At 69.5% G+C, this 20,010-nt stretch carries 16 protein-coding genes and 1 pseudogene; 9 read left to right on the top strand and 8 right to left on the bottom strand.

Annotated elements, in window-relative coordinates; all coding sequences use genetic code 11:
- Positions 1 to 8 precede the first annotated feature (8 nt).
- The 5 genes from ACYVF3_RS29445 to nikE all read left to right on the top strand — a co-directional run bounded on the left by ACYVF3_RS29445 (position 9) and on the right by nikE (position 6,175).
- Positions 9 to 731 carry an Imm1 family immunity protein gene (locus tag ACYVF3_RS29445; protein ID WP_461157533.1) on the top strand — a complete coding sequence of 241 codons (723 nt, stop codon included), beginning with the start codon at positions 9 to 11 and terminating at the stop codon, positions 729 to 731.
- A 135-nt stretch (positions 732 to 866) separates the two neighbouring features.
- Positions 867 to 2,660, top strand: coding sequence for an ABC transporter substrate-binding protein (locus ACYVF3_RS29440; RefSeq protein WP_461157532.1), 1,794 nt, complete (start codon positions 867 to 869; stop codon positions 2,658 to 2,660).
- A gap of 4 nt (positions 2,661 to 2,664) precedes the next feature.
- Complete coding sequence (locus ACYVF3_RS29435) at positions 2,665 to 3,702, top strand: ABC transporter permease (protein WP_461157531.1); 1,038 nt, start codon at positions 2,665 to 2,667, stop codon at positions 3,700 to 3,702.
- The gene (locus ACYVF3_RS29430; protein ID WP_461157530.1) at positions 3,699 to 4,598 is read left to right on the top strand and encodes an ABC transporter permease; all 900 of its coding nucleotides are present in this window, start codon (positions 3,699 to 3,701) and stop codon (positions 4,596 to 4,598) included. The genes ACYVF3_RS29435 and ACYVF3_RS29430 overlap by 4 nt, the downstream gene beginning before the upstream one ends.
- Positions 4,595 to 6,175, top strand: coding sequence for a nickel ABC transporter ATP-binding protein NikE (gene nikE / locus ACYVF3_RS29425; protein WP_461157529.1), 1,581 nt, complete (start codon positions 4,595 to 4,597; stop codon positions 6,173 to 6,175). The genes ACYVF3_RS29430 and nikE overlap by 4 nt, the downstream gene beginning before the upstream one ends.
- Here the strand turns inward: nikE and ACYVF3_RS29420 are convergent.
- The 3 genes from ACYVF3_RS29420 to ACYVF3_RS29410 all read right to left on the bottom strand — a co-directional run bounded on the left by ACYVF3_RS29420 (position 6,172) and on the right by ACYVF3_RS29410 (position 8,965).
- Entirely contained in the window at positions 6,172 to 6,975 is an 804-nt protein-coding gene (locus ACYVF3_RS29420; RefSeq protein ID WP_461157563.1) for an integrase core domain-containing protein, read from the bottom strand. The two genes, nikE and ACYVF3_RS29420, sit on opposite strands and share 4 nt — an antisense overlap.
- A gap of 356 nt (positions 6,976 to 7,331) precedes the next feature.
- On the bottom strand, positions 7,332 to 7,961 hold the full coding sequence (locus tag ACYVF3_RS29415) for a nucleoside/nucleotide kinase family protein (protein WP_461157528.1): 630 nt from the start codon (positions 7,959 to 7,961) through the stop codon (positions 7,332 to 7,334).
- Positions 7,962 to 8,032: 71 nt separating this feature from the next.
- The gene (locus ACYVF3_RS29410) at positions 8,033 to 8,965 is read right to left on the bottom strand and encodes a S66 peptidase family protein (RefSeq protein ID WP_461157527.1); all 933 of its coding nucleotides are present in this window, start codon (positions 8,963 to 8,965) and stop codon (positions 8,033 to 8,035) included.
- 220 nt (positions 8,966 to 9,185) lie between these two features.
- Between ACYVF3_RS29410 and ACYVF3_RS29405 the strand changes: the two genes are divergently transcribed.
- Together ACYVF3_RS29405 and ACYVF3_RS29400 are read left to right on the top strand one after the other, a co-directional pair.
- The gene (locus ACYVF3_RS29405) at positions 9,186 to 9,752 is read left to right on the top strand and encodes a DUF3090 domain-containing protein (RefSeq protein ID WP_461157526.1); all 567 of its coding nucleotides are present in this window, start codon (positions 9,186 to 9,188) and stop codon (positions 9,750 to 9,752) included.
- A gap of 5 nt (positions 9,753 to 9,757) precedes the next feature.
- Positions 9,758 to 10,558, top strand: coding sequence for an SCO1664 family protein (locus ACYVF3_RS29400; RefSeq protein ID WP_461157525.1), 801 nt, complete (start codon positions 9,758 to 9,760; stop codon positions 10,556 to 10,558).
- 13 nt (positions 10,559 to 10,571) lie between these two features.
- Here the strand turns inward: ACYVF3_RS29400 and ACYVF3_RS29395 are convergent.
- Positions 10,572 to 11,814: pseudogene (locus tag ACYVF3_RS29395) on the bottom strand (serine hydrolase domain-containing protein).
- 120 nt (positions 11,815 to 11,934) lie between these two features.
- On the opposite strand from ACYVF3_RS29395, the gene ACYVF3_RS29390 reads away from it, so the two are divergent.
- Together ACYVF3_RS29390 and ACYVF3_RS29385 are read left to right on the top strand one after the other, a co-directional pair.
- The gene (locus ACYVF3_RS29390) at positions 11,935 to 13,335 is read left to right on the top strand and encodes an ATP-binding protein (protein ID WP_461157524.1); all 1,401 of its coding nucleotides are present in this window, start codon (positions 11,935 to 11,937) and stop codon (positions 13,333 to 13,335) included.
- Complete coding sequence (locus tag ACYVF3_RS29385) at positions 13,335 to 15,287, top strand: vWA domain-containing protein (protein ID WP_461157523.1); 1,953 nt, start codon at positions 13,335 to 13,337, stop codon at positions 15,285 to 15,287. The genes ACYVF3_RS29390 and ACYVF3_RS29385 overlap by 1 nt, the downstream gene beginning before the upstream one ends.
- A 323-nt stretch (positions 15,288 to 15,610) precedes the next feature.
- Here ACYVF3_RS29385 and ACYVF3_RS29380 read toward each other — a convergent pair whose 3' ends face one another.
- The 4 genes from ACYVF3_RS29380 to ACYVF3_RS29365 form a co-directional block, all read right to left on the bottom strand.
- On the bottom strand, positions 15,611 to 16,873 hold the full coding sequence (locus tag ACYVF3_RS29380; RefSeq protein ID WP_461157522.1) for a VanZ family protein: 1,263 nt from the start codon (positions 16,871 to 16,873) through the stop codon (positions 15,611 to 15,613).
- Positions 16,874 to 16,954: 81 nt separating this feature from the next.
- Positions 16,955 to 17,848, bottom strand: a complete 894-nt coding sequence (locus tag ACYVF3_RS29375; RefSeq protein ID WP_461157521.1) for a glycine betaine ABC transporter substrate-binding protein — start codon at positions 17,846 to 17,848, stop codon at positions 16,955 to 16,957.
- Between the two features lie 29 nt (positions 17,849 to 17,877).
- On the bottom strand, positions 17,878 to 18,765 hold the full coding sequence (locus ACYVF3_RS29370; protein ID WP_461157520.1) for an ABC transporter permease: 888 nt from the start codon (positions 18,763 to 18,765) through the stop codon (positions 17,878 to 17,880).
- Positions 18,758 to 19,786: a quaternary amine ABC transporter ATP-binding protein gene (locus tag ACYVF3_RS29365; RefSeq protein WP_461157519.1), complete on the bottom strand. Its 1,029-nt coding sequence runs from the start codon at positions 19,784 to 19,786 to the stop codon at positions 18,758 to 18,760. Before ACYVF3_RS29365 ends, ACYVF3_RS29370 begins: the two co-directional genes overlap by 8 nt.
- Positions 19,787 to 20,010: the final 224 nt, after the last annotated feature.

Raw genomic sequence — 20,010 nt, 5'->3', positions numbered from 1 at the left:
GGGAAGGCATGTCGAATCCAGCACAGGATGAGCCCGACCCGCACGCACCGCTGGAACCGCCCGCGGTGGTTTTCGCGCGTCTGACCGATGTTCCGGTCGACGCCATGGACAAGCTGATCGAGGACACCCGCGCCGTCTACGACGACCTGAACAAGGTCCTCGGCCACCCGTACTGGGGCGATCTCGTCTACCACCAGGGTTCGGCGATGAAGGCGCTGATCGAGGCCAAGGAGTGCCTGGAAGGCCTGCGGGCCGAGGCGGTCGGTGCCCGCAACACCGAACTCGGCGTCACCGTCACCACCGCGGTGATCCGGGGTGAGCGGCACTACGCCCAGAACGGTGACGACAAGGCCGAGCTCGTCGACAAGCTGCTGCGCTCCACGGGCGACGGCGCCGGCCACGTCTACGTCTGGGACCGGCCGCACACCGATCCCGACGCCCCCGGACCGTACGAGCAGATCAGGATCGTCACCGACGCCGAGAAGGAGATCGGGGTCCTCAACTTCACCGAAGAGGACGCCGAGGGCGAGATGACCTCCTGGCACACCTGCAACCCGCAGCCCTCGGCGGACGCGCCCGCGTTGCCCTTCGACGCGGGCAGCACGCTCAAGTTCCCGCGAGACGCCGTGCTGTCGTTCCGCGAACTCCGCGGCGCCCTGGACGAGTTCACCCGGACCGGAGCTCGTCCGGAATGCGTGCAGTGGCAGCCGGCCCGCTGGGGTGACGTGTAGGTCAGCGGACCCCTGGGTAACGGTTTCGCGTCCGAGAGTGACGCGGGTTCGCGACAACCCGTGGTGAAGCATTGACTAACAGCAGGAAAAGGTGGTTCCTTCTTTCCATTCGCGCGAGGACGAAGGGGGCCACACGTGCGTAGACGACTCGTCGCGCTGGGGGCCGCGTTGCTGGTCGGCTTCCTGCTGCCCGCACCGGCGTCGGCACAGGAGAACGGGGACCGCCCCGAGGGCGCCACGCTGCGCATCGGGCTGCAGCAGCAGATCGACTCGCTCAACCCGTTCCTGGGCTACTCGCTGGCCGCAACGGACATCTTCCGGGCGATCTACCCGACGTTGACCACCTACAGCGCCCAGGACTTCGGGGTCGAGCCGGAGCTGGCGGAGCGGTGGGAATCCACTCCGGACAAGCTCACCTGGACCTTCCACATCCGGCCCGGGGTCACGTGGTCGGACGGCCGTCCGGTGACCGCGCGCGACGCCGCCTACACCTACAACCGGATGATGAGCGATCCGGCCGCGGCCACCGCGAACGGCAACTTCGTGGAGAACTTCGAGAACGTCTCCGCGCCGGACGACTCGACCCTGGTGATCCGCACCAAGACACCGCAGGTCACGATGCTGGCCATCGACGCGCCGATCGTGCCCGAGCACGTCTGGTCGAAGGTCTCCGACGTCGCGAACTTCGCCAACGACCAGATGCCGATCGTCGGCAGCGGCCCCTACACGCTCACCGGTTACCGGCAGGAGCAGGACGTCACGCTCACCGCCAACCCGAATTTCTGGCGGGGTGCGCCGAAGGTGTCCGAGCTGCAGTTCGTCCAGTACAAGAACAGCGACGCCGCGGTGCAGGCGCTGCGCAAGGGCGACGTCGACGTGGTCCAGAAGGTCACCCCCGCGCAGTTCGACGCGCTGGCGGGCGAGGCCGACATCAAGCAGGTCAAGGGCCAGGGCCGGCGGTTCTACGAGATGATCCTCAATCCCGGCGCCACCAACAGCGAGAACCAGCCGATCGGCAGCGGTCACCCGGCGCTCAAGGACGCCCGCGTCCGGCAGGCCATCGAGCACGGCATCGACCGGAAGGCGCTCGTCGACCGCGTTCTCGGCGGGTACGGGCAGGTCGGCGGGGGATACCTGCCGCCGATCTTCGGCGACTACCACTGGACCCCGCCGCAACCGCGCACCTTCGACCCCGCCGAGGGCAACCGGATGCTCGACGCGGCCGGCTACACCCGCGGTCCCGACGGCATCCGCCGCACGCCGCAGGGCGAGCCGCTGAACTTCGACTTCGTGCTGCACGGCGACGAGTCGATGGACTCGCAGGTCGGTGAGTTCGTCAAGCGCTGGCTCGCCGACCTGGGCATCAACGTCGAGTTGCAGCCGGTGTCGGACAACCAGCTCAACGACCGCACCACCGCCGGTGACTTCGACATGGTCATCAGCGGTTGGTCGGCCAACCCCGACCCGGACTACGTGCTGCGGTTGCAGACCTGCGGGGCGCGACCGACGCCGGACGGCAACGGCACCCCGGACACGCTGCAGTGCGATCCGGTGTACGACGACCTGTACAACAAGCAGCTCGCGGAGTTCGACCCGGCCAAGCGGATCGACCTGGTCAAGCAACTTCAGGCGCGGTTCTACGACCAGGCGACCGGACTGGTGCTGTTCTACGCGAACTCACTGGAGGCCCACCGCACCGACCGGTACCACGGGTTCACCACGCAGCCGGCGTCCGAAGGCGTGATCACCGGGCAGCAGGGCTACTGGGGCTACTACGGCGCCGAGCCCACCGAACAGGCGATCAACGGCTCGGACGGCACCGACTACACGACCATCGCCTGGGTCCTGGGCGGGCTCGTGGTGGTGGTCGTGCTCGTGGGCGTGGTGGTCGTCGTGCGGCGCCGGGCCACCGCGGACGACCGGGAGTGACCGCGTGTCGGACCTTCTGACCACTGTGGACGAACAGGAACCGGCCTCCGGCAACGGGGGTCGGCTCCTGCGCTTCGTCGGCGGCAAGATCGGCGGCGGGCTGGTGAGCCTGCTGCTGGTCGCCGTGCTCGGCTTCTTCCTGTTCCGGGTGATGCCGGGCGATCCGGTGCGCACCATGACCCGCGGTGCTCCGATGACCTCGCAGCAGATCGCCGACCTGCGCGAACGGCTCGGCCTCGACCAGCCGCTGTGGAAGCAGTTCCTGGACTTCCTGGGCAACCTGCTGCGGGGTGACCTCGGCACCTCCTACACCTACAGCCGTCCGGTCGGAGAGCTGATCGTGCAGCGAGTCGGCCCCACCGTGCTGCTGGTCGGCACCGCGACGGTTCTGGCGATCGTGCTGGGGCTGTGGATGGGTGCGCGCGCGGCGTGGAAGCACGGCGGCGCCTTCGACAAGGCCACCAGTTCGGTGGCCCTCGCGCTGTGGTCGGTGCCGACCTTCTGGCTGGGCCTGATCGTGCTGATGGCGTTCGGGGTCGGGGTCGGCCCGATCCCCGGGCTGTTCCCGGTCGGCGGCATCTCCGACCCGGACACGCCACCGGAGTTCCTGCCGCAGATCCTCGACGTCGCGCACCACATGGTGCTGCCGGTGCTGACCATGCTCGCGGTGATCTACGCCGAATACCTGATGGTCATGCGGTCCTCGTTGCTGGAGGAGATGGGCGAGGACTACCTGACCACGGCCCGCGCCAAGGGGCTGCGGGAGGACCTGGTCCGCAGCAGGCACGCGGTGCCCAACGCGCTGCTGCCGGCGGTGACGCTGATCTTCCTCCGGCTGGGTCTGGTAGTCGCCGGAGCGATCACCGTGGAAACCGTGTTCTCCTGGCCCGGCCTGGGGCTGCTGACCTTCGAAGCCCTGCGGGTGCCCGACCTGCCGCTGCTGCAGGGCATCTTCATCGTGCTGGCGGGGAGCGTGGTGGTGATGAACGTGCTGGCCGACCTGCTCTACCGGGTCATCGACCCCCGGGTGCGTGAATCATGACCGCGCCCACCGCGGCTCAGGTCGTGCGCGCCCGGCGGAAGGCGCGCTTCGCCGAGGGCTGGCGGATCTTCCGGACCGACCGCGCAGGCCTGGTGGGACTGGTCCTGCTGGCCGCGATCGTGCTGCTCGCGCTGCTGGCTCCGCTGCTCACCGATTCCGGGGGGCTGGACGTCACCCGAGCCACCGGTGCGGCCTTGCAGGCGCCCAGCGCCGAGAACCCGCTGGGGACGGACGAATCCGGGCGATCGGTGCTGCTGCTGACCTGGTGGGGCGCTCGCGTCTCGCTGGTCGTCGGGCTGTCGGCCGCGATCCTGTCGGTGCTGATCGGTGCGCTGGTCGGGGTTGCGGCAGCGCACTTCGGCGGCTGGACGTCGCGAATCCTGCTGCGGTTCACCGATTTCTTCCTGGTGCTGCCCTCGCTGGTGCTGGCGATCGCCCTGTCCACGGTGCTCGATCGCGGGCTGTGGACGATCGTGCTGGCCATCGGCGTCACCTCCTGGCCGCACACCGCCCGAGTGGTCCGCGCCCAGACGCTCACCATCGAGGCCCGCCCCTACATCGAGCGCTCCCTCGCGCTCGGAGCCGGGCACGGGCACGTGATCTTCAAGCACGTGCTGCCCGCCGTCCTCCCGCTGGTGTTCGCCAACACCACGTTGTCGGTGGCCAGCTCCATCATCTCCGAATCCACCCTGTCGTTCCTCGGCCTCGGCGACCCGAGCCGGGTCTCCTGGGGCACCATGCTGAAGTCGGCGATGGACACCGGCGCGGTCACCGGAGGAGCCTGGTGGTACCTGCTGCCACCGGGATTGGGAATCGTGTTGGTGGTGCTCGGTTTCACGCTCTGCGGCCGGGCGCTGGAAGCGGTGTTCAACCCGAGGCTGCGGGGGCGACGGTGAGTCCGATTCTGCAACTGAACGACGTGTCGATCACTTACGGCGGCTCCGACGAGCCTGCCGTCTCCGGTGTGAACCTGAGCCTCGAACCGGGCGAAACCATCGGTCTGGCAGGGGAGTCGGGCTGCGGCAAGACGACCCTGGCGATGTCGGTGCTCCGGCTGCTGCCGCGGACCGCCCGCGTCGACGGCGAGGTGCTGCTCGAAGGGGAGGACGTCCGGGGCATGAGCTTCGGGCGGTTGCGGGCGGTGCGCTGGGCCGGTGCGTCGGTGGTGTTCCAGGGGGCGATGCACGCGCTGAACCCGGTGCGCACCGTCGGCGAGCAGATCGCCGAACCGATCCGGTTGCACGGGGGCACAGGCGATCTGAGCGAACGCGTCGCCGAGCTGCTGGGCCAGGTCGAGCTCCCGGCCGAGCGGGCAGGCGCCTACCCGCACGAGCTCTCCGGTGGGCAGAAGCAGCGCGTGATGATCGCGATGGCGCTGGCCTGCGAACCCAGCCTGGTCATTGCCGACGAACCCACCACCGCGCTGGACGTCGTCGTGCAGGCGCAGGTGCTGGACCTGCTCAAGCGGCTCGTCGCCGAACGCGGCATCGCGCTGGTGATGATCAGCCACGACCTCTCCGTGCTGTCGGCGACGTGCTCTCGGCTCGCGGTGATGTACCGCGGTGAGGTCGTCGAGCACGGCCCTACCGAGCAGGTGATGGGCGAACCCCAGCACGAGCACAGCCGGGCGCTGGCCGACGCCTTCCCGACGGTGGGAGACCCGCGGTTCCGCCTCACCGACGGTGATTCCGGAGGTGAGCCGCTGCTGTCCGCGGAGGGGGTCGCGGTGACCTTCCGCAGCCGGGCCGGGCACTCGGTGCGCGCCGTGCGCGGGGTGGATCTGGCGGTCGGGCACAACGAGATCGTGGCGCTGGTCGGGCAGTCCGGCTCCGGCAAGACCACGCTGGCCCGCACGCTCCTCGGGCTGCAGCGCCCCACCGAGGGCGCGGTCCGCTTCGGCGGCGTCGGGTTGCCCAGCGGGACGGCGGCGCTGCGCGACTACCGCCGCAAGGTGCAGTTGGTCCTGCAGGACCCGACCGGCGCCCTCAACCCCCGCCACACCGTGTACGAAGCGGTCGCCGAGGGACTGCGGATCCACGGCGTCACCGATGGCGAGCCCGAGCGGGTGGCGGCGGCGCTGGAAGCGGCGGAGCTGCGCCCGGCGGAGAAGTACTTCTCCCGCTTCCCGCAGGAGCTCTCCGGCGGGCAGCGCCAGCGAGTCGTCATCGCGGGTGCTCTGGTGCTGGAACCGGAAGTCCTCATCGCCGACGAACCCGTCGCCTCGCTGGACGCCACGGTCCGCGGCGAGATCCTCTCGCTGCTGCTGCGGCTGCGCGTGGAGAGGGGGCTGTCCACGCTGGTCATCACCCACGACCTGGGACTCGCGTGGAACATCGCCGACCGGGTCGCGGTCATGTACCAAGGCGAGATCGTCGAGCTCGGAACGGTCGAGCAGGTGCTGCTCGACCCGCAGCACGACTACACCAAGACCTTGCTCGCCGCGGTGCCCACCACCACGCGTCGCGTGGCCTAGGTGTACTGACCTGAGAGGTTAGGTACGCGGTTGGCGGGTGGTTGGCCTGCGAGTGCGGTGTGGGCGCGGTGGTGGTTGTAGTAGTGCAGCCAGGCGGGCAGGGCGGCGCGGCGTTGGGTTTCGGAGTCGTAGGGGCGGTCGTAGGCCCATTCGTCGAGCAGGGTGCGGTTGTAGCGCTCGACTTTCCCGTTGGTTTGGGGCCGGTAGGGGCGTGTGCGTTTGTGCGTGATCCCGGCTTGGGCGAGGGCGTCTTTCCAGGCGCGGGAGATGTAGCAGGGCCCGTTGTCGGTCAGGACTCGTTCGACGGTGATTCCGTGGGTGTGGAAGAAGGTCTGGGCTCGTCGCCAGAACGCGACGGCGGTTTCTTTGCGTTCGTCGGGCAGGATTTCGCTGTAGGCCAGCCGGGAGTGATCGTCTACGGCGTTGTGCAGAAGTAGCTGTAGCCGACATGACTGCCGCCGTTGCGGTCGAGGGTCTTGCCCGGCGTGTGGGTGCGGTGGCGTTTCCCGGCCCAGCAGCCCGGCGATCCGTGCCGGCCCCCACCTGCGCAGCACACGGACCTTGATGATCCGCCGTTCCGTGCGGGTGGGTGTGCGTCCGGGACTGCGGCGTGGCCGGCTGGACCGGTCGAGCATGCCGACCTCGCCGTGGGCCCGATAGCGATCAGCCCACCTTTTCGCGCAGGTCACCGATACCTGAAACCGTTCCGCGGCCCGCCGCAGCACCCACCCGTCTTCCACGACACACCGGGCCAGGCGCAGCCTGCCCGTCTCGGTCAACGGGGCGTTACGGTGATACACGAGGACCTCCTGCGTGTTCGGCGTGTGATGTGGTGATCCACACCGAACCCGGAGGTCCTCACTCATTCCAAGATCATCCGCCCCGTGTCCCGTACACAACCTCCCGAGGCACTACACCTAGGAACCGCCGCGATCCGAGCGGGCTGAAGACTGCTGGGGAATTGCGTTGCCCGGCGGTGCGGGTGGCGGAAACCCCCGAAGGGGAAGGCGCAGCGCCTTCGTGGTGCGCTGCTCCTGATGCATGCCGAACGCGGCGTCCCGGCGCACTCGCCACGAAGGCGCTGGCGAACACGCGGCGGTGCCGGTTGTTCAGGTGGCGGAAGAGGATGCGGTTCCGCCACCTTGATGAACAGCCGCTAGGCGAAGCTGTCGATCACGGCCGGACGGTCGGGGTGGTCGGTGCGGACCACGAGATCCGCCAGCGAAGCGGGAGCGACCTCGTCCGCGTAGCGCTCGAAGGCGGGCAGCGTCCAGCGCTGGTCCTCCGGGGTGGTGCGCTGCAGCGCCGCGTCGGAGAGCCACAAGTGGATCACGAGGTCGAAGTCCAGGCCGACGCCCTGCAGCAGCGGACCGTCCACGATGGCCACGCCGCGCTCCGGCAGGGCGATGCGGTTCATCCGAGGGGAGCGGTCGGCGGCCGGGTCCCAGAGCGCGGGCAGGACCTGCCCGGTGCCGTTCGGCGCCAGCGGCTGCAGGACCTCCCGGGCGAGGCCCGCGGTGTCGAACCAGGACAGGTAGTAGGAGTCCGGGTCGTGGTGACCGTGCTCCAGGCGAATCGAGGCCGGGCGGAGGTAGTCCTGCGCGCGCACCCGCACGGCCTCGCGGCCCCGCTCCCGCAGCGGAGAGACCAGGCGCTCCGCGAGATCACCGGTGCCGGCCGCCGGTGCGCCGTCGACGGCGACTCGCGCCCAGCGCCCCTGCACGGCGTCAACGCGCTCCACCACCTCGGCCACCAGGGCTTCAGGGGAGATCGGCCGCGCACGCACACCTCGAAGCTACCAACGCGTGCGGCGGGACCGTGCGCTGGTCGGCGAGCTGCTGATCCTCGACCGGGCGCCTAGCGCAATGCCGGTTGGAGGATGGACAGCCGCTGGGCGTCGGCGTCGAGTTCTGCTGCGACGCCGAGCGGGACCGTGCGCTGGGCCTCGCAGTGGCCGAAGCCGAGTTCCCACAGGATCGGCACCCCGAGGTCGCCGAGGAGGTTCTCCAGCATGGCGTAGACCTCGTCGACCTCGCCGCAGTCGGTCCAGGAGCCGAGGGCGATCCCGGTGGCGCCCTTGAAGAAGCCCGCGCGGATCAGTTGGATCAGGAAGCGGTCCAGGCGGTACGGCTCTTCGGTGACGTCCTCCAGCAGCGCGATGCCGCGCTCCGGTGGTCGAGCGGCCAGACCCGCGCCCAACGAGCCCGCGAGCAGGCTCAGGTTGCCGCCGTAGGTGATGCCCAGCGCCCGCCCCGCCACCATCGTGCGCGCGCTGCGGCCGGTCAGGATGGTCACGCCCTGCGGCTCGAACAGGGTGCGGCGCAGGTGGTCGCGGGCCTTCTCGTCGTGGACGAACGCCTTGGTCGCCACCATGGGCGCGAAGATCGTGACCAGTCCCAGCTCCGCGGCGAACACCTCGTGCAGGGCGGTGATGTCACTGGAGCCGACCAGCGGCTTCGGGCCCGCCTTTGCCAGCTCGGCGAAGTCCAGGTGATCGATCATCCGGAGGCTGCCGTAGCCGCCCCGGGCGCACAGCACCGCCGAGACCTGCGGATCGCACCAGGCCTCCTGGAGGTCGGCGGCTCGGTCCGCGTCGGTGCCTGCCAGGTAGTCCAGCCGGGGGTGGCGGTCCAGGACGTGCTTGCCGACGCGCACGTCGAGCCCCCACGTGCGCAGCTGGGCGATCCCGGCCTCCAGGAGCTCCTCGGGCACCGGGCCGGCCGGGGCGACCAGCGCCACGGTGTCGCCCCGGCGCAGCCGCGGAGGGCGGGTCAGTTCGCGCATGCTCATCGGCGTGCTCCATCCGGATCGGTTCGAACAGCCCTGATCTTGCCGCGAGGGTATCGGCAGTCAGCGTGGCGCGCCGCAGTTCGCCGACAGCGAACACGACCGGGAAGCGGCGTCACCGGGACTGTTCACCGCAGGTCACCGCGTTGTGGGAGAAGGTGATGTACAAAACGGGGGCCAGCCGCGCAGGACGCGCACTCGGTGGCCTAATGTCGGAGGGGCCATGGCTCGTGTCATCCACGTCTTCCGTCAACCCGACCGATTCGTCGCCGGAACGGTCGGGGAACCCGGTGAGCGCACCTTCTACCTGCAGGCGTCCGAGGACGTCCGCACGGTGAGCGTGCAACTGGAAAAGCAACAGGTCTCGGTCCTCGCCGAACGAATCGGCGCGCTCCTGGACGAGGTGCAGCGGCGTTTCGACGCCGACATGCCCGGTCACACCCCCGAGGACCTCGTCGACACCGAACCGCTCGCGGTTCCGGTCGACGAGGAGTTCCGCGTCGGCACCATGGGGTTGGGCTGGGACGCCGAGTCCGAAGCCGTCGTCGTCGAACTCCTCGCGGTCACCGAGGAGGAGATCGACGAATCGGTCGTGCTCGACGACACCGAGGAGGGACCCGACGCCCTGCGGGTGTTCCTCAGCCCGGTGCACGCGCGCGCCTTCGCGGAGCGAGCCGAGCGGGTCATCAGCGCTGGCCGCAAGCCCTGCCCGCTGTGCAACGAACCTCTGGACCCGGCCGGGCACATCTGCCCCCGCCAGAACGGTTACCGCCGCTCGGAAGAGGTCTGAGGACCGTGGCCGTGGAGGAGCCCGCGACCTGCGAGCTGCTGCGGCACGGGAGCTTGGAGGTCCAGGGGCGGCTGGTGGAGGCGTCCAACGCGACCCTGTTCTGCTCGGTCGAGCTGGACGGCGTCTCGGGCGAGTGCGTGTACAAGCCGGTGCGCGGAGAGCGGCCCCTGTGGGACTTCCCCGACGGCACCCTCGCCGGTCGGGAGGTCTCGGCGTACCTGCTGTCGGAGGCCGCCGGCTGGGGCCTGGTCCCGCCGACGTTGCTGCGCAACGGGCCGTTCGGCCCGGGCATGGTCCAGCTGTGGATCGACGAGGTCGTCGAGGAGGACGCGCAGCTGGTCGACATCACCCACCCCAGCGAGGTGCGGGACGGGTGGCGGCAGGTGCTGCGCGCGCAAGACCCCGACGGTGACCCGGTGGTGCTGGCCCACGCCGATCACGACCAGCTGCGGCGTCTCGCCGTGCTCGACATCGTGATCAACAACGCCGATCGCAAGGGCGGGCACATCCTGCGAGCGCCCGACGGCCGGGTTTTCGGCATCGACCACGGCGTCAGCCTCAACACCGACGACAAGCTGCGCACGGTGCTGTGGGGCTGGGTCGGCCAGGCCGTCCCAGAGGCCGAGATCGCGAGCCTCGGCGAGGTCCGCGCCCTCATGGAGGGGGACCTCGCCGAACAGCTGTCCGAGCACCTCACCATCAAGGAGGTCCAGGCGGTCAGCGCCCGGATCGACCGGCTGCTGGAAGCCGGGGTGTTCCCGGAACCGTCAGGCGACTGGCCTGCGATTCCCTGGCCCGCCTTCTGATCGCCGTTCCCGCTCAGTCCACCAGGGCCTGGTAGACGAGCTGGTGCAGGTACGGCCTGATCGGGTGGGTGCTGGAGGGCATCAGCTGGGTCAGGAACAGGACCGTGAGGTCTTCGGCGGGGTCGACCCAGAACGCGGTGCTGGCCAGACCGCCCCAGGCGAACTCGCCCTTCGAGCTGAGGACCTTGGCCGCGAGTGGGTCGTCGACGACGGAGAAGCCCAGGCCGAAGCCCTTGCCCGCGTTGGCGACCTCGGAGAAGGACCCCATGGCCAGCGTTTCCAGGTCCGCGCCCCCGGGCAGGTGGTTGCGGGTCATGAAGTCGACCGTGCGCCCACCGAGCAGCCGCACCCCGTCCAGCTCACCGCGCCGCAGCAGCATCTGGCAGAACCGGTGGTAATCGCGGGCGGAGGAGAACAGGCCGCCACCGCCGGACGGTGCCTTCGGGGACTCGAACGCTGTCCTGCGCAACTGGTCGTGCTTGGGGTGCAGTCGAGCCCTGCCCCGCGCATCGGCGGAGTACAGCGAGGCCAGCCGGTCGGCGTCGGAGTCGGCGACCTGGAACCCGGTGTCGTTCATGCCCAGCGGGTCCAGGATGCGGGTGCGGAAGAACTCGTCGAGGGACTGACCGGAGGCGACTTCCACGACCCGGCCCAGCACGTCGGTGGCCACCGAGTAGTTCCAGCGCGTGCCGGGGTCGAACAGCAGCGGGATCTCGGCCCAGGCGTCGCAGCAGGCCGCCAGGTCGAGATCGGGCGCCATGCCGAACTCGAATCCCGCGCGGCGGTGCAGCTCGTCGAGCGGGTGCAGGTAGTTGAAGGCGTAGGTGAGCCCGGAGGTGTGGGTGAGCAGGTGCCAGATCCGCATCGGCTCCGTGGCCGGCCGGGACTGGACGTTGCGCGCCGGACCGCCCGTGTAGACGCGCAGGTCGCCGAACGACGGGATGAAGTCGCTGACCGGGTCGGTGAGCTCGAACGCGCCCTCTTCGTAGAAGCATCATCGCCGCGACCGAGGTGATCGGCTTGGTCATCGAGTAGATGCGGAACAGCGTGTCCGTCTCCACCGGTGCGCCGGCTTCGACGTCCCGCAGGCCGTGCGTGGACAGGTGCGCGATCTTGCCCTGGCGAGCGACGAGCACGAGCCAGCCGGGCAGCTTGCCCGTCGCGACGTAGTCCTCGAAGTGCCGATCGATCCGCTGCAACCGGGCAGGGTCGAAGCCGACCTCACCGGGATCCACCTCGATTTCCAGTGCCACCAGGGCCTCCTACTGCGTCGTGCGACATGACGTTCCCAGGCCTTGTCTACTCCTCCGATCCAGCATCCGAAATCCTCGACGCGGTGGCGGCGTTCACGTTTGCGCGGGAGTAGCGTCGTACGCGTGACGATTCCGACCCCACCTCCTGGGCTGCCCCGCACGGCGGGGGAGCTGCGGAACAGCGGCCACGCACCGCGCAGCATCAAGGTCGAGATGCGCGAGAACCTGCTGACCTCGCTGCGCTCCGGGCACGCGCTCTGGCCCGGCATCGTCGGGTTCGACCGGACGGTGCTGCCGCAGCTGGAACGCGCCTTGATCGCCGGGCACGACGTGGTGCTGCTCGGCGAGCGCGGCCAGGGAAAGACCCGCTTGCTGCGCGGTCTGCACGCCTTGCTGGACGAGTGGACCCCGGTCATCGAGGGCTCCGAGCTCGGCGAGCACCCGCTGCAGCCGATCACGCCGGTGTCGCTGCGCCGCGCCGCTGAACTGGGCGATGAGCTGCCGGTCGCCTGGCGGCACCGCAGCGAGCGCTACGTCGAGAAGCTGGCCACGCCGGACACGTCGGTCGGTGACCTGGTCGGCGACGTCGATCCGGTCAAGGTGGCCGAAGGGCGGTCGCTGGGCGACCCCGAGACCATCCACTATGGACTCGTACCGCGGGCTCACCGGGGCATAGTGACGATCAACGAGCTCCCCGACCTCGCGGAGCGGATCCAGGTCGCGTTGCTCAACGTCATGGAGGAGCGCGACATCCAGATCCGCGGTTACAGCCTGCGGCTCCCGCTGGACGTGCTGCTGGTCGCGACCGCGAACCCCGAGGACTACACCAACCGCGGGCGCATCATCACCCCGCTCAAGGACCGCTTCGGCGCCGAGATCCGCACGCACTACCCGGAGGAGATCGACGACGAGGTCTCCCTGATGCGGCAGGAAGCCGACCTGCCTGCCGAGGTCGGTGACCACCTGCTGGAGGTGCTGGCCCGCTTCGTGAACCACCTGCGCGAGTCCAGCGCCGTGGACCAGCGCTCGGGCGTCTCGGCCCGCTTCGCCATCGCGGCAGCCGAAACCGTCGCCGCAGCAGCGCTGCACCGATCCGCGTTGACGGGCGAGGAACCTCCGGTGGCGCGCCCGGTCGACCTCGCGGCCGTTCCCGCCGTGCTCCGCGGCAAGATCGAGTTCGAGGCCGGCGAGGAGGGCCGCGAGGACGAACTGCTCGGGTACCTGCTGCGCAGATCCGTGGCCGACACCTCGCGGGGGTTGTTCGCCGGCCTCGAACTGCAGTCGCTGGCCGACGCCGTCGTGGACGGGCACCCGGTGGCCACCGGCGAGCAGATCACCGGCAAGGGCGTGCTCACCGCGCTGCCGGAACTGCCCGTGCTGCACCAGGTCGCCGAACGCGCCGGCGTGCGCGCGGAAGACCCGCCCGGGCGCATCGCCAGTGCCGTGGAGCTCGCACTGGAATCCCTGTACCTCGCCCAGCGGCTGGGCAAGGACTCCGACGACGACCGCTCGGTGTACAGCTGATGAGTCCGCGGTACCGGTACTCCGCGTGGCACGGCGGGCCCGACCCGCTGCAGCCACCGGTCGACCTGCGTGACGCGCTGGACCAGATCGGCCGGGACGTGATGGAGGGCGCTTCACCGCGCTCGGCGCTGGAGGAACTGCTGCGCACCGGTACCCGCGATTCGGCGGGCCTGGACGAGCTGACCCGCCGGATGTGGCAGCGGCGCAGCGAGATGCAGCGCAGGCACCGCCTGGACGGCACCCTGTCCGAAGTCCGCAGGTTGCTGGAGCGCGCCCTCGAACAGGAGCGGCTGGCGCTGTCGGCCGACGGCGGCGAAGACGCCCGGTTCCGCGAACTGCAGTTGAGCGCACTGCCGCCGGACGTCTCCGGACAGGTCAACGAGCTCTCCGGGTACGACTGGCGCTCCGCCGATGCCCGCGAGACCTTCGAGGAGATCCGGCAGATGCTGGGCACGGAGGTCCTCGAACAGCGCTTCCAGGGCATGAAGGAAGCGATGCAGCAGGCGTCCCCGGAGGACGTCGACCGGGTTCGGGAGATGCTCGACGACCTCTCGAACCTGCTGGCCGCGCACGCACGGGGCGATGATGACGTCCAGTCCCGGTTCGAGGAATTCATGGACCGGCACGGCGAGTTCTTCCCGGAGAACCCGCGCGACGTGGACGAACTGGTCGATGCCCTGGCAGCCCGGTCAGCGGCCGCGCAGCGGATGCTCAACTCGATGAGCGAGCAGCAGCGCGACGAGCTGATGGCGTTGTCCCAGCAGGCGTTCGGTGACCCCCGCATCCCTCAGGCCCTGCAGCAGATCGATCGCCAGCTGCAGGGGCTGCGTCCTGGCGAGGACTGGAAGGGGCGGGCTCGGTTCCGCGGCGACCAGCCCATGGGCCTGGCCGAGGCGACGGCGGCGATGGCCGAGCTGGGCGAGATGGACCGGCTGGCCGAGCAGCTCGGCCAGTCCTACCCGGGCGCGAGCCTGGAGGACATCGACCTGGAAGCGTTGCAGCGCCAGCTCGGTCCGCAGGCCGTGGTCGACGCCCAGCGCCTGTCCGAGATCGAACGCCAGCTGCGCGAGCAGGGCCTGCTGCAGCGCGCCCCGGACGGCAGCCTCCGGCTGAGCCCCCGCGCGATGCGGAGGCTGGGGGAGAACGCGCTGCAATCGGTCATCTCGCAGCTCAAGACCCGCAGGGGCGAGCGCGACGCCGATCGCGCGGGAGCTGCGGGAGAGCTGACCGGAACGAGCAGACCGTGGACCTACGGCGACGCCGAACCCTGGGACGCGGTCCGCACCGTGCGGAACTCGGTGCTGCGTCGTGCCGCGGAGGGCGAGAACTCGCCCGTGCTCGACCTCTCCGACCTGGAGGTTTCCGAGACCGAGCAGCGTTCGCGCTCAGCGGTGGTGCTGTGCGTGGACACCTCGTGGTCGATGGTGCAGGACGGGCGGTGGGTGCCGATGAAGCGCACGGCGCTGGCGCTGCACCACCTGGTCGCGACGCGGTTCCGCTCGGACGCCCTGCAGCTGGTGACCTTCGGGCGGTACGCCTCCACCGTGGACGTCGGCGAGCTCGCCGCCCTGGAAGGCGTGTGGGAGCAGGGGACGAACCTGCACCACGCGCTGCTGCTGGCCGGGCGGCACCTGCGCCGCCACGCCGACGCGCAGCCGGTCGTGCTCGTGGTCACCGACGGTGAGCCGACCGCTCACCTGGAACCCGACGGGGAAGCGGTCTTCCAGTACCCGCCGAGCCCGCACGCGCTGAGCGTCACGCTGTCCGAAGTGGACGCTCTGCGGCGGCTGGGCACCACGCTGAGCGTGTTCATGCTCGGGGAGGACCCCAGCCTCGCCGCGTTCGTCGACGTCGTCGCCAGGCGCGGCGGAGGCCGGGTCCTCGCCCCGGATTCCGACGGGCTCGGTGCGGCGGTGGTCGGCGACTACCTCCGCACCAAGCGCCGTCGTTGAGCGGCCCGCTGGTGTTCCCACTCTGGAGTTGTCAAAGAACAAGCGCCACAAGGGCATGAGGGGTCGGCCGATCATCAGGTCATCGGCTGCATCAGCTGGTCGTGGTCGGGATGGCTCGGGTTCGCGGTCTTCTCGTCGTGGGGCGAGGTGCCGGATCGCGTCGCGGGTGGTCCTGGGCTTCGTCATCGCTCTCGAACGCATGTGTCAATGGTGCACGCCGCGGTTCGAAAATGCGAGCGAATAGCGGCCACACGATCAGGTGGTCGTCGTGAAAGGCGCGTCGATTCGCCGCATTTCATCCGTGTACGTCGCCGAACGCCCGGTCAGGAGGCGGTTTCGGCGGTCTCCGGATCGGTCCGCTCGGCCCTGGCGCGGTGGTGCGGCAGGGCTCGGTTGCGGACGCCCGTTGACGTTTCGTGCACGCCGAGACGCTCCGGGTGCCTCAACAGGGTGAACAGGAACGCGCCGGACGCGCTCAACCCGAGGCCGACCAGGAAGGTGCCCACCAGTGCCGGGGCGAGGTAGTCCCGCAGCGCGCCGACCAGCCGCGCCGGTCGGTTCGCCGCCTCCGGAAGCCACTCCAGGATTGCGATCGTCCGGTGCGCGGTGGTCGAGGGCGAGTCGACCGCCAGCATCACCGCGAACAGCGCGATCACCGCCAACGGCAGGACGGGTGCGATCAGCAGCACCGCCCGCGCCAGCAACCGGCCGGCCGAGGGGCGTTCACCGCCCGGACCGGTGAGCTCCAGCAGGAGCAGGCGCTTGCCCGGTGTGGCGCGGAAGGCCAGCGGGAACACGACGAACTGGACCAGGGCTCCACCGATCGGCCCGAGCCACCAGCTCTCCCGGCCCAGCCCGAGCAGCACCACGCAGCCGAGCATCACCGCGAGCACCACCCACGGCAGGACGAGCAGATCCACCAGCAGCGCGGTGAGGCGCCTGCCCAACGGGACCTCCTGGCGGGCCAGTGCGGCGTCGTCGAGCGCCTCCAGCGCGGGCAGCCGCCGGGTGATGCCGCCCGCCAGCAACCAGCCCACCACCGCGCCCGAGGTGTTGATGACCAGGTCGTCCACGTCGAACAACCGGTACGGGCACTCGTAGAGACCGAAAACGCCGGTCACCTGCGTTATTTCGAAGAACAGCGAGGATCCCAGCCCGGCTGCGGCGGTGAACGCGAGACCGCGGCGGAAGTGGTACCTGAGGTACACGCCGAGCGGCACCAGCAGCAGGAGGTTCAGCAGCGCGTCCCTCACGGCGGAGTTGTGCAGCACCAGCGCACCGAAACCCGTTGCGCCACCGGCCTCCTTGCGGATGTCGGCGACGGTGTTGCCCAACGTCAGCTGCGGCTCGGCCATGCTCGGGTACGCCGCGCACACGTCCACCGACGGACCGGGCAGCGGCACCAAGGTCATGCAGAACGCGGTCAGCCCGTAGAACAGGAAGCTGTACGAGGACAGCGTTCGCCAGCTCGACATGATCCCGTGCCTGCGATAGGTGATCACCGCGGCGGGCAGGTACAGCAGCAGGGCGAGCAGCGGGAACACGAGTGCGGCCGACTTGACCGGCAGCAGGTAGGTGCTGGGCACCGACCCAGATTACGGAGCCCCGACCGGCCGGGGTCCCGGGAGTGGTCAGTGGGAAATTCCCACCGACCACGCTCTTCCGCGTCATCCGGCGAAGGAGTTGATGATCTCCGGGTTGGCGTCGGCCCACTTCTTGGCCGCCGCCTGCTCCTGGCCCTTCGGGGCGCTGTTGATCTCGTTCTCCAGGCCTGCCAGCTGCTGGTCGTTCAGCCGGAACCTCTTCACCATCTCGGTGACCTCGGGGAAGTCCTTGCTGAAGTTCTGGCGGCCGACGGCGTGAATCTGCTCCGCCGCACCCATCGCACCCATCGGGTCCTGCAGATCCTTGATGCGGAACCGGGCGTAGGCCCAGTGCGGGTGCCACAGCGTGACCACGATCGGCTTCTGCTCCGTGGTGGCCTTCTGCAGCGCGGCGAGCATCGCGGTGGTCGACGAGGTCTGCAGCTGGAACTCGTTCTGCAGCCCGTACGCCGGGATCGCCTTGTCCTTGGTGGTCCGGCTCAGGCCCGCACCCGGGTCGATGCCGGTGATGACCCCGCCGAACTCGGCGCCGCGCCCCTTGAGGTCGGCGATGGTGTTGACGTCGGTCATGTACTGGGGCACGGCGATGTTCAGGGTGGCCTGGTCGTACCAGACGCCCAGGTCCTCCAACTTCGGACCGTACTGTTGCCAGTAGTCGGCGTGGGTCTCCGGCAACCAGGCGTCCAGGAACAGGTCCGGGTTCCCCTGCGCGAGACCGGCGTAGATCGGCCCCGCTTCGAGCTCGGTCGCGTTCACCTTGTAGCCGCGGCGCTCGAGGAGCTCCTTGTACAGGTAGGTGACCGCGATGTCCTCGTCCCACGCGATGTACCCGATGTTGATCTGCTTGGCTTCCTGACCCGTCTGAGCCTCTCTCCCGCCGCAGCCGGCTGCCATCGACAGCGTCGCCGCCAGAGCGGCCAACAGCGCCAGGAGACGTGTGGATCTGCTGTGCGACATCATCATCCGCCCTTCTGGTCAAGGCCGGGTCAACCGGTCTTGGCCGCCTTGCGCTCCGCTCGCGCGACCGGCGAGCGGTCCGACAGCACTGCGGTGATCCGGTCCAGGTAGACGGCGAGGATCACCACCGACAGGCCGGCCTCGAACCCCTGGCCCAGCTGGACCCGGGTGACCGCCTCGTAGATGTTGGTGCCCAGCCCGGGGGCGCCGACCATGCCCGCGATGACCACCATCGACAGCGAGAGCATGATCACCTGGTTGATGCCGGCCATGATCGACGGCATCGCCAGCGGCAGCTGGATCCCGGTGAGGATCTGCCCGGTCCGCGCGCCGAACGCCTCACCGGCCTCGACGACCTCGCCGTCGACCTGGCGGATGCCGAGCTCGGTGAGCCGCACGCCCGGGGGCAGCGAGAAGATCACCGTCGCCACCACTCCGGGAACGACGCCGATGTTGAAGAAGACGATGACAGGCACCAGGTACACGAACGCGGGCAAGGTCTGCATCAGGTCCAGCACCGGCCGCACGACGCGGCTGACGTGCTGGTTGCGCGCGGCCAGCACGCCCAGGGGGATGCCGATCAGCACCGCCAGCACGCTGGAGACCAGCACGAGCCCCAAGGTCTCCATCGCAGGACCGAACTCCTCGATGCTGGCGATCAGCCCGAAGCCGATCAGGCTGAACAGCGCGAAGCGCCAGCTGCGCAACCACCAGGCCAACGCGGTGAACACCAGCACCATGACCAGGTCCGGCAGCCAGGTCAGCGCGGCGGTCAGACCGGCGACCGCACCGCTGACCACGAGCTCGATGAAGTCGAACACCGGGCCGATGCTGTTGTTCAACCACTCCACGACGGTCTGGAACGCGTCGCCGATCGGCACCCGGGGCAGCTGGGTGAGCAGGACCGGATCAAGCATCGGAGGTCGCCTCCCGGTGGCTCAGCGCCGCGAACAACGCGGCGGGGGTGATCACTCCCAGCACCCGCTTCTGCTCGTCGACCACCGGTCGCGGTTCGGCCCGGTCGCTCATCAGCGCGAACAGGTCCTTCAACGGGGTCGAGCCGGGCACCGGTGCGACCCCGTCGGCGGGTTCGGCGTGCGGGTCGGCGATGGCCGCCGCGGTGAGCACCCGGCTGCGGTCGACGTCCTGGACGAACTCGGCCACGTAGTCGTCGGCGGGCTCCCGCAGGATCTCCTCGGCGGTGCCGATCTGCACGATCCGGCCCGCGCGCATCACCGCGATCCGGTCCCCGAGGCGCATCGCCTCGTTGAGGTCGTGGGTGATGAAGATGATGGCCTTGCCCAGCTGCGCGTTGAGCTCCAGCAGCTGGTCCTGCATCTCGCGCTTGATCAGCGGGTCCAGGGCGCTGAACGCCTCGTCCATCAGCAGCACGTCGGTCCCCGCGGCCAGCGCGCGGGCCAGGCCGACGCGCTGGCGCATCCCGCCGGAGAGCTGCTGCGGATAGCGCTGCTCCCAGCCCTCCAGCCCGACCAGCCGCAGGGCCTCGTTCGCGCGTTCGGAGATCTCGCCTTCGTCGGTGCCGCGCACGTGCAACCCGTAACCGGCGTTGTCGAGCACCGTGCGGTGCGGGAACAACGCGAAGTGCTGGAAGACCATGCTCATCTTCTGCTGCCGCATGGAGCGGAGCTCACGGGCGCTCATCGCGGTGACGTCGACGTCGTCGACGAAGACCTCGCCGGCGGTGGGTGCCAGCAACCCGTTGAGCATGCGGATGAGGGTCGACTTCCCGGACCCGGAAAGGCCCATCACCACGAACGTCTCGCCCTCCGAGACGGTGAAGGTGGCGTCCACGACGGCGGCGGTCGCCCCTCCGGCCACGAGGTCCGCCGGATCGGCCCCCTCCTCGAGGAGCCGAACCTTCTCCGCCGGTTGTGGCCCGAAGATTTTGTACAGCCGTTCCACGCGTACCGAACTCACCGATCGCCTCCAGCGTTGCAGCTCGGCGAAAATCGTCGATCTCGTTTGTCGCGTTTGTGTTCCGCAGTGCCTTGTGTGGCTCGTGTTGCACGGTTGACCTGGAAACTCGGCGTTCTCAGGAAAAGATAGACCCACTCTCGGGGTGGCGTGCGGGAAGTGTCCGAAAAGGAACCGAAGAATCGTTACAGTTCGTCGTGAATTGCCGTAACCGGAAATTAGGAAAC

This window comes from Saccharopolyspora tripterygii, assembly GCF_054778355.1.
This window is presented reverse-complemented; position numbering and strand designations above follow the sequence as displayed.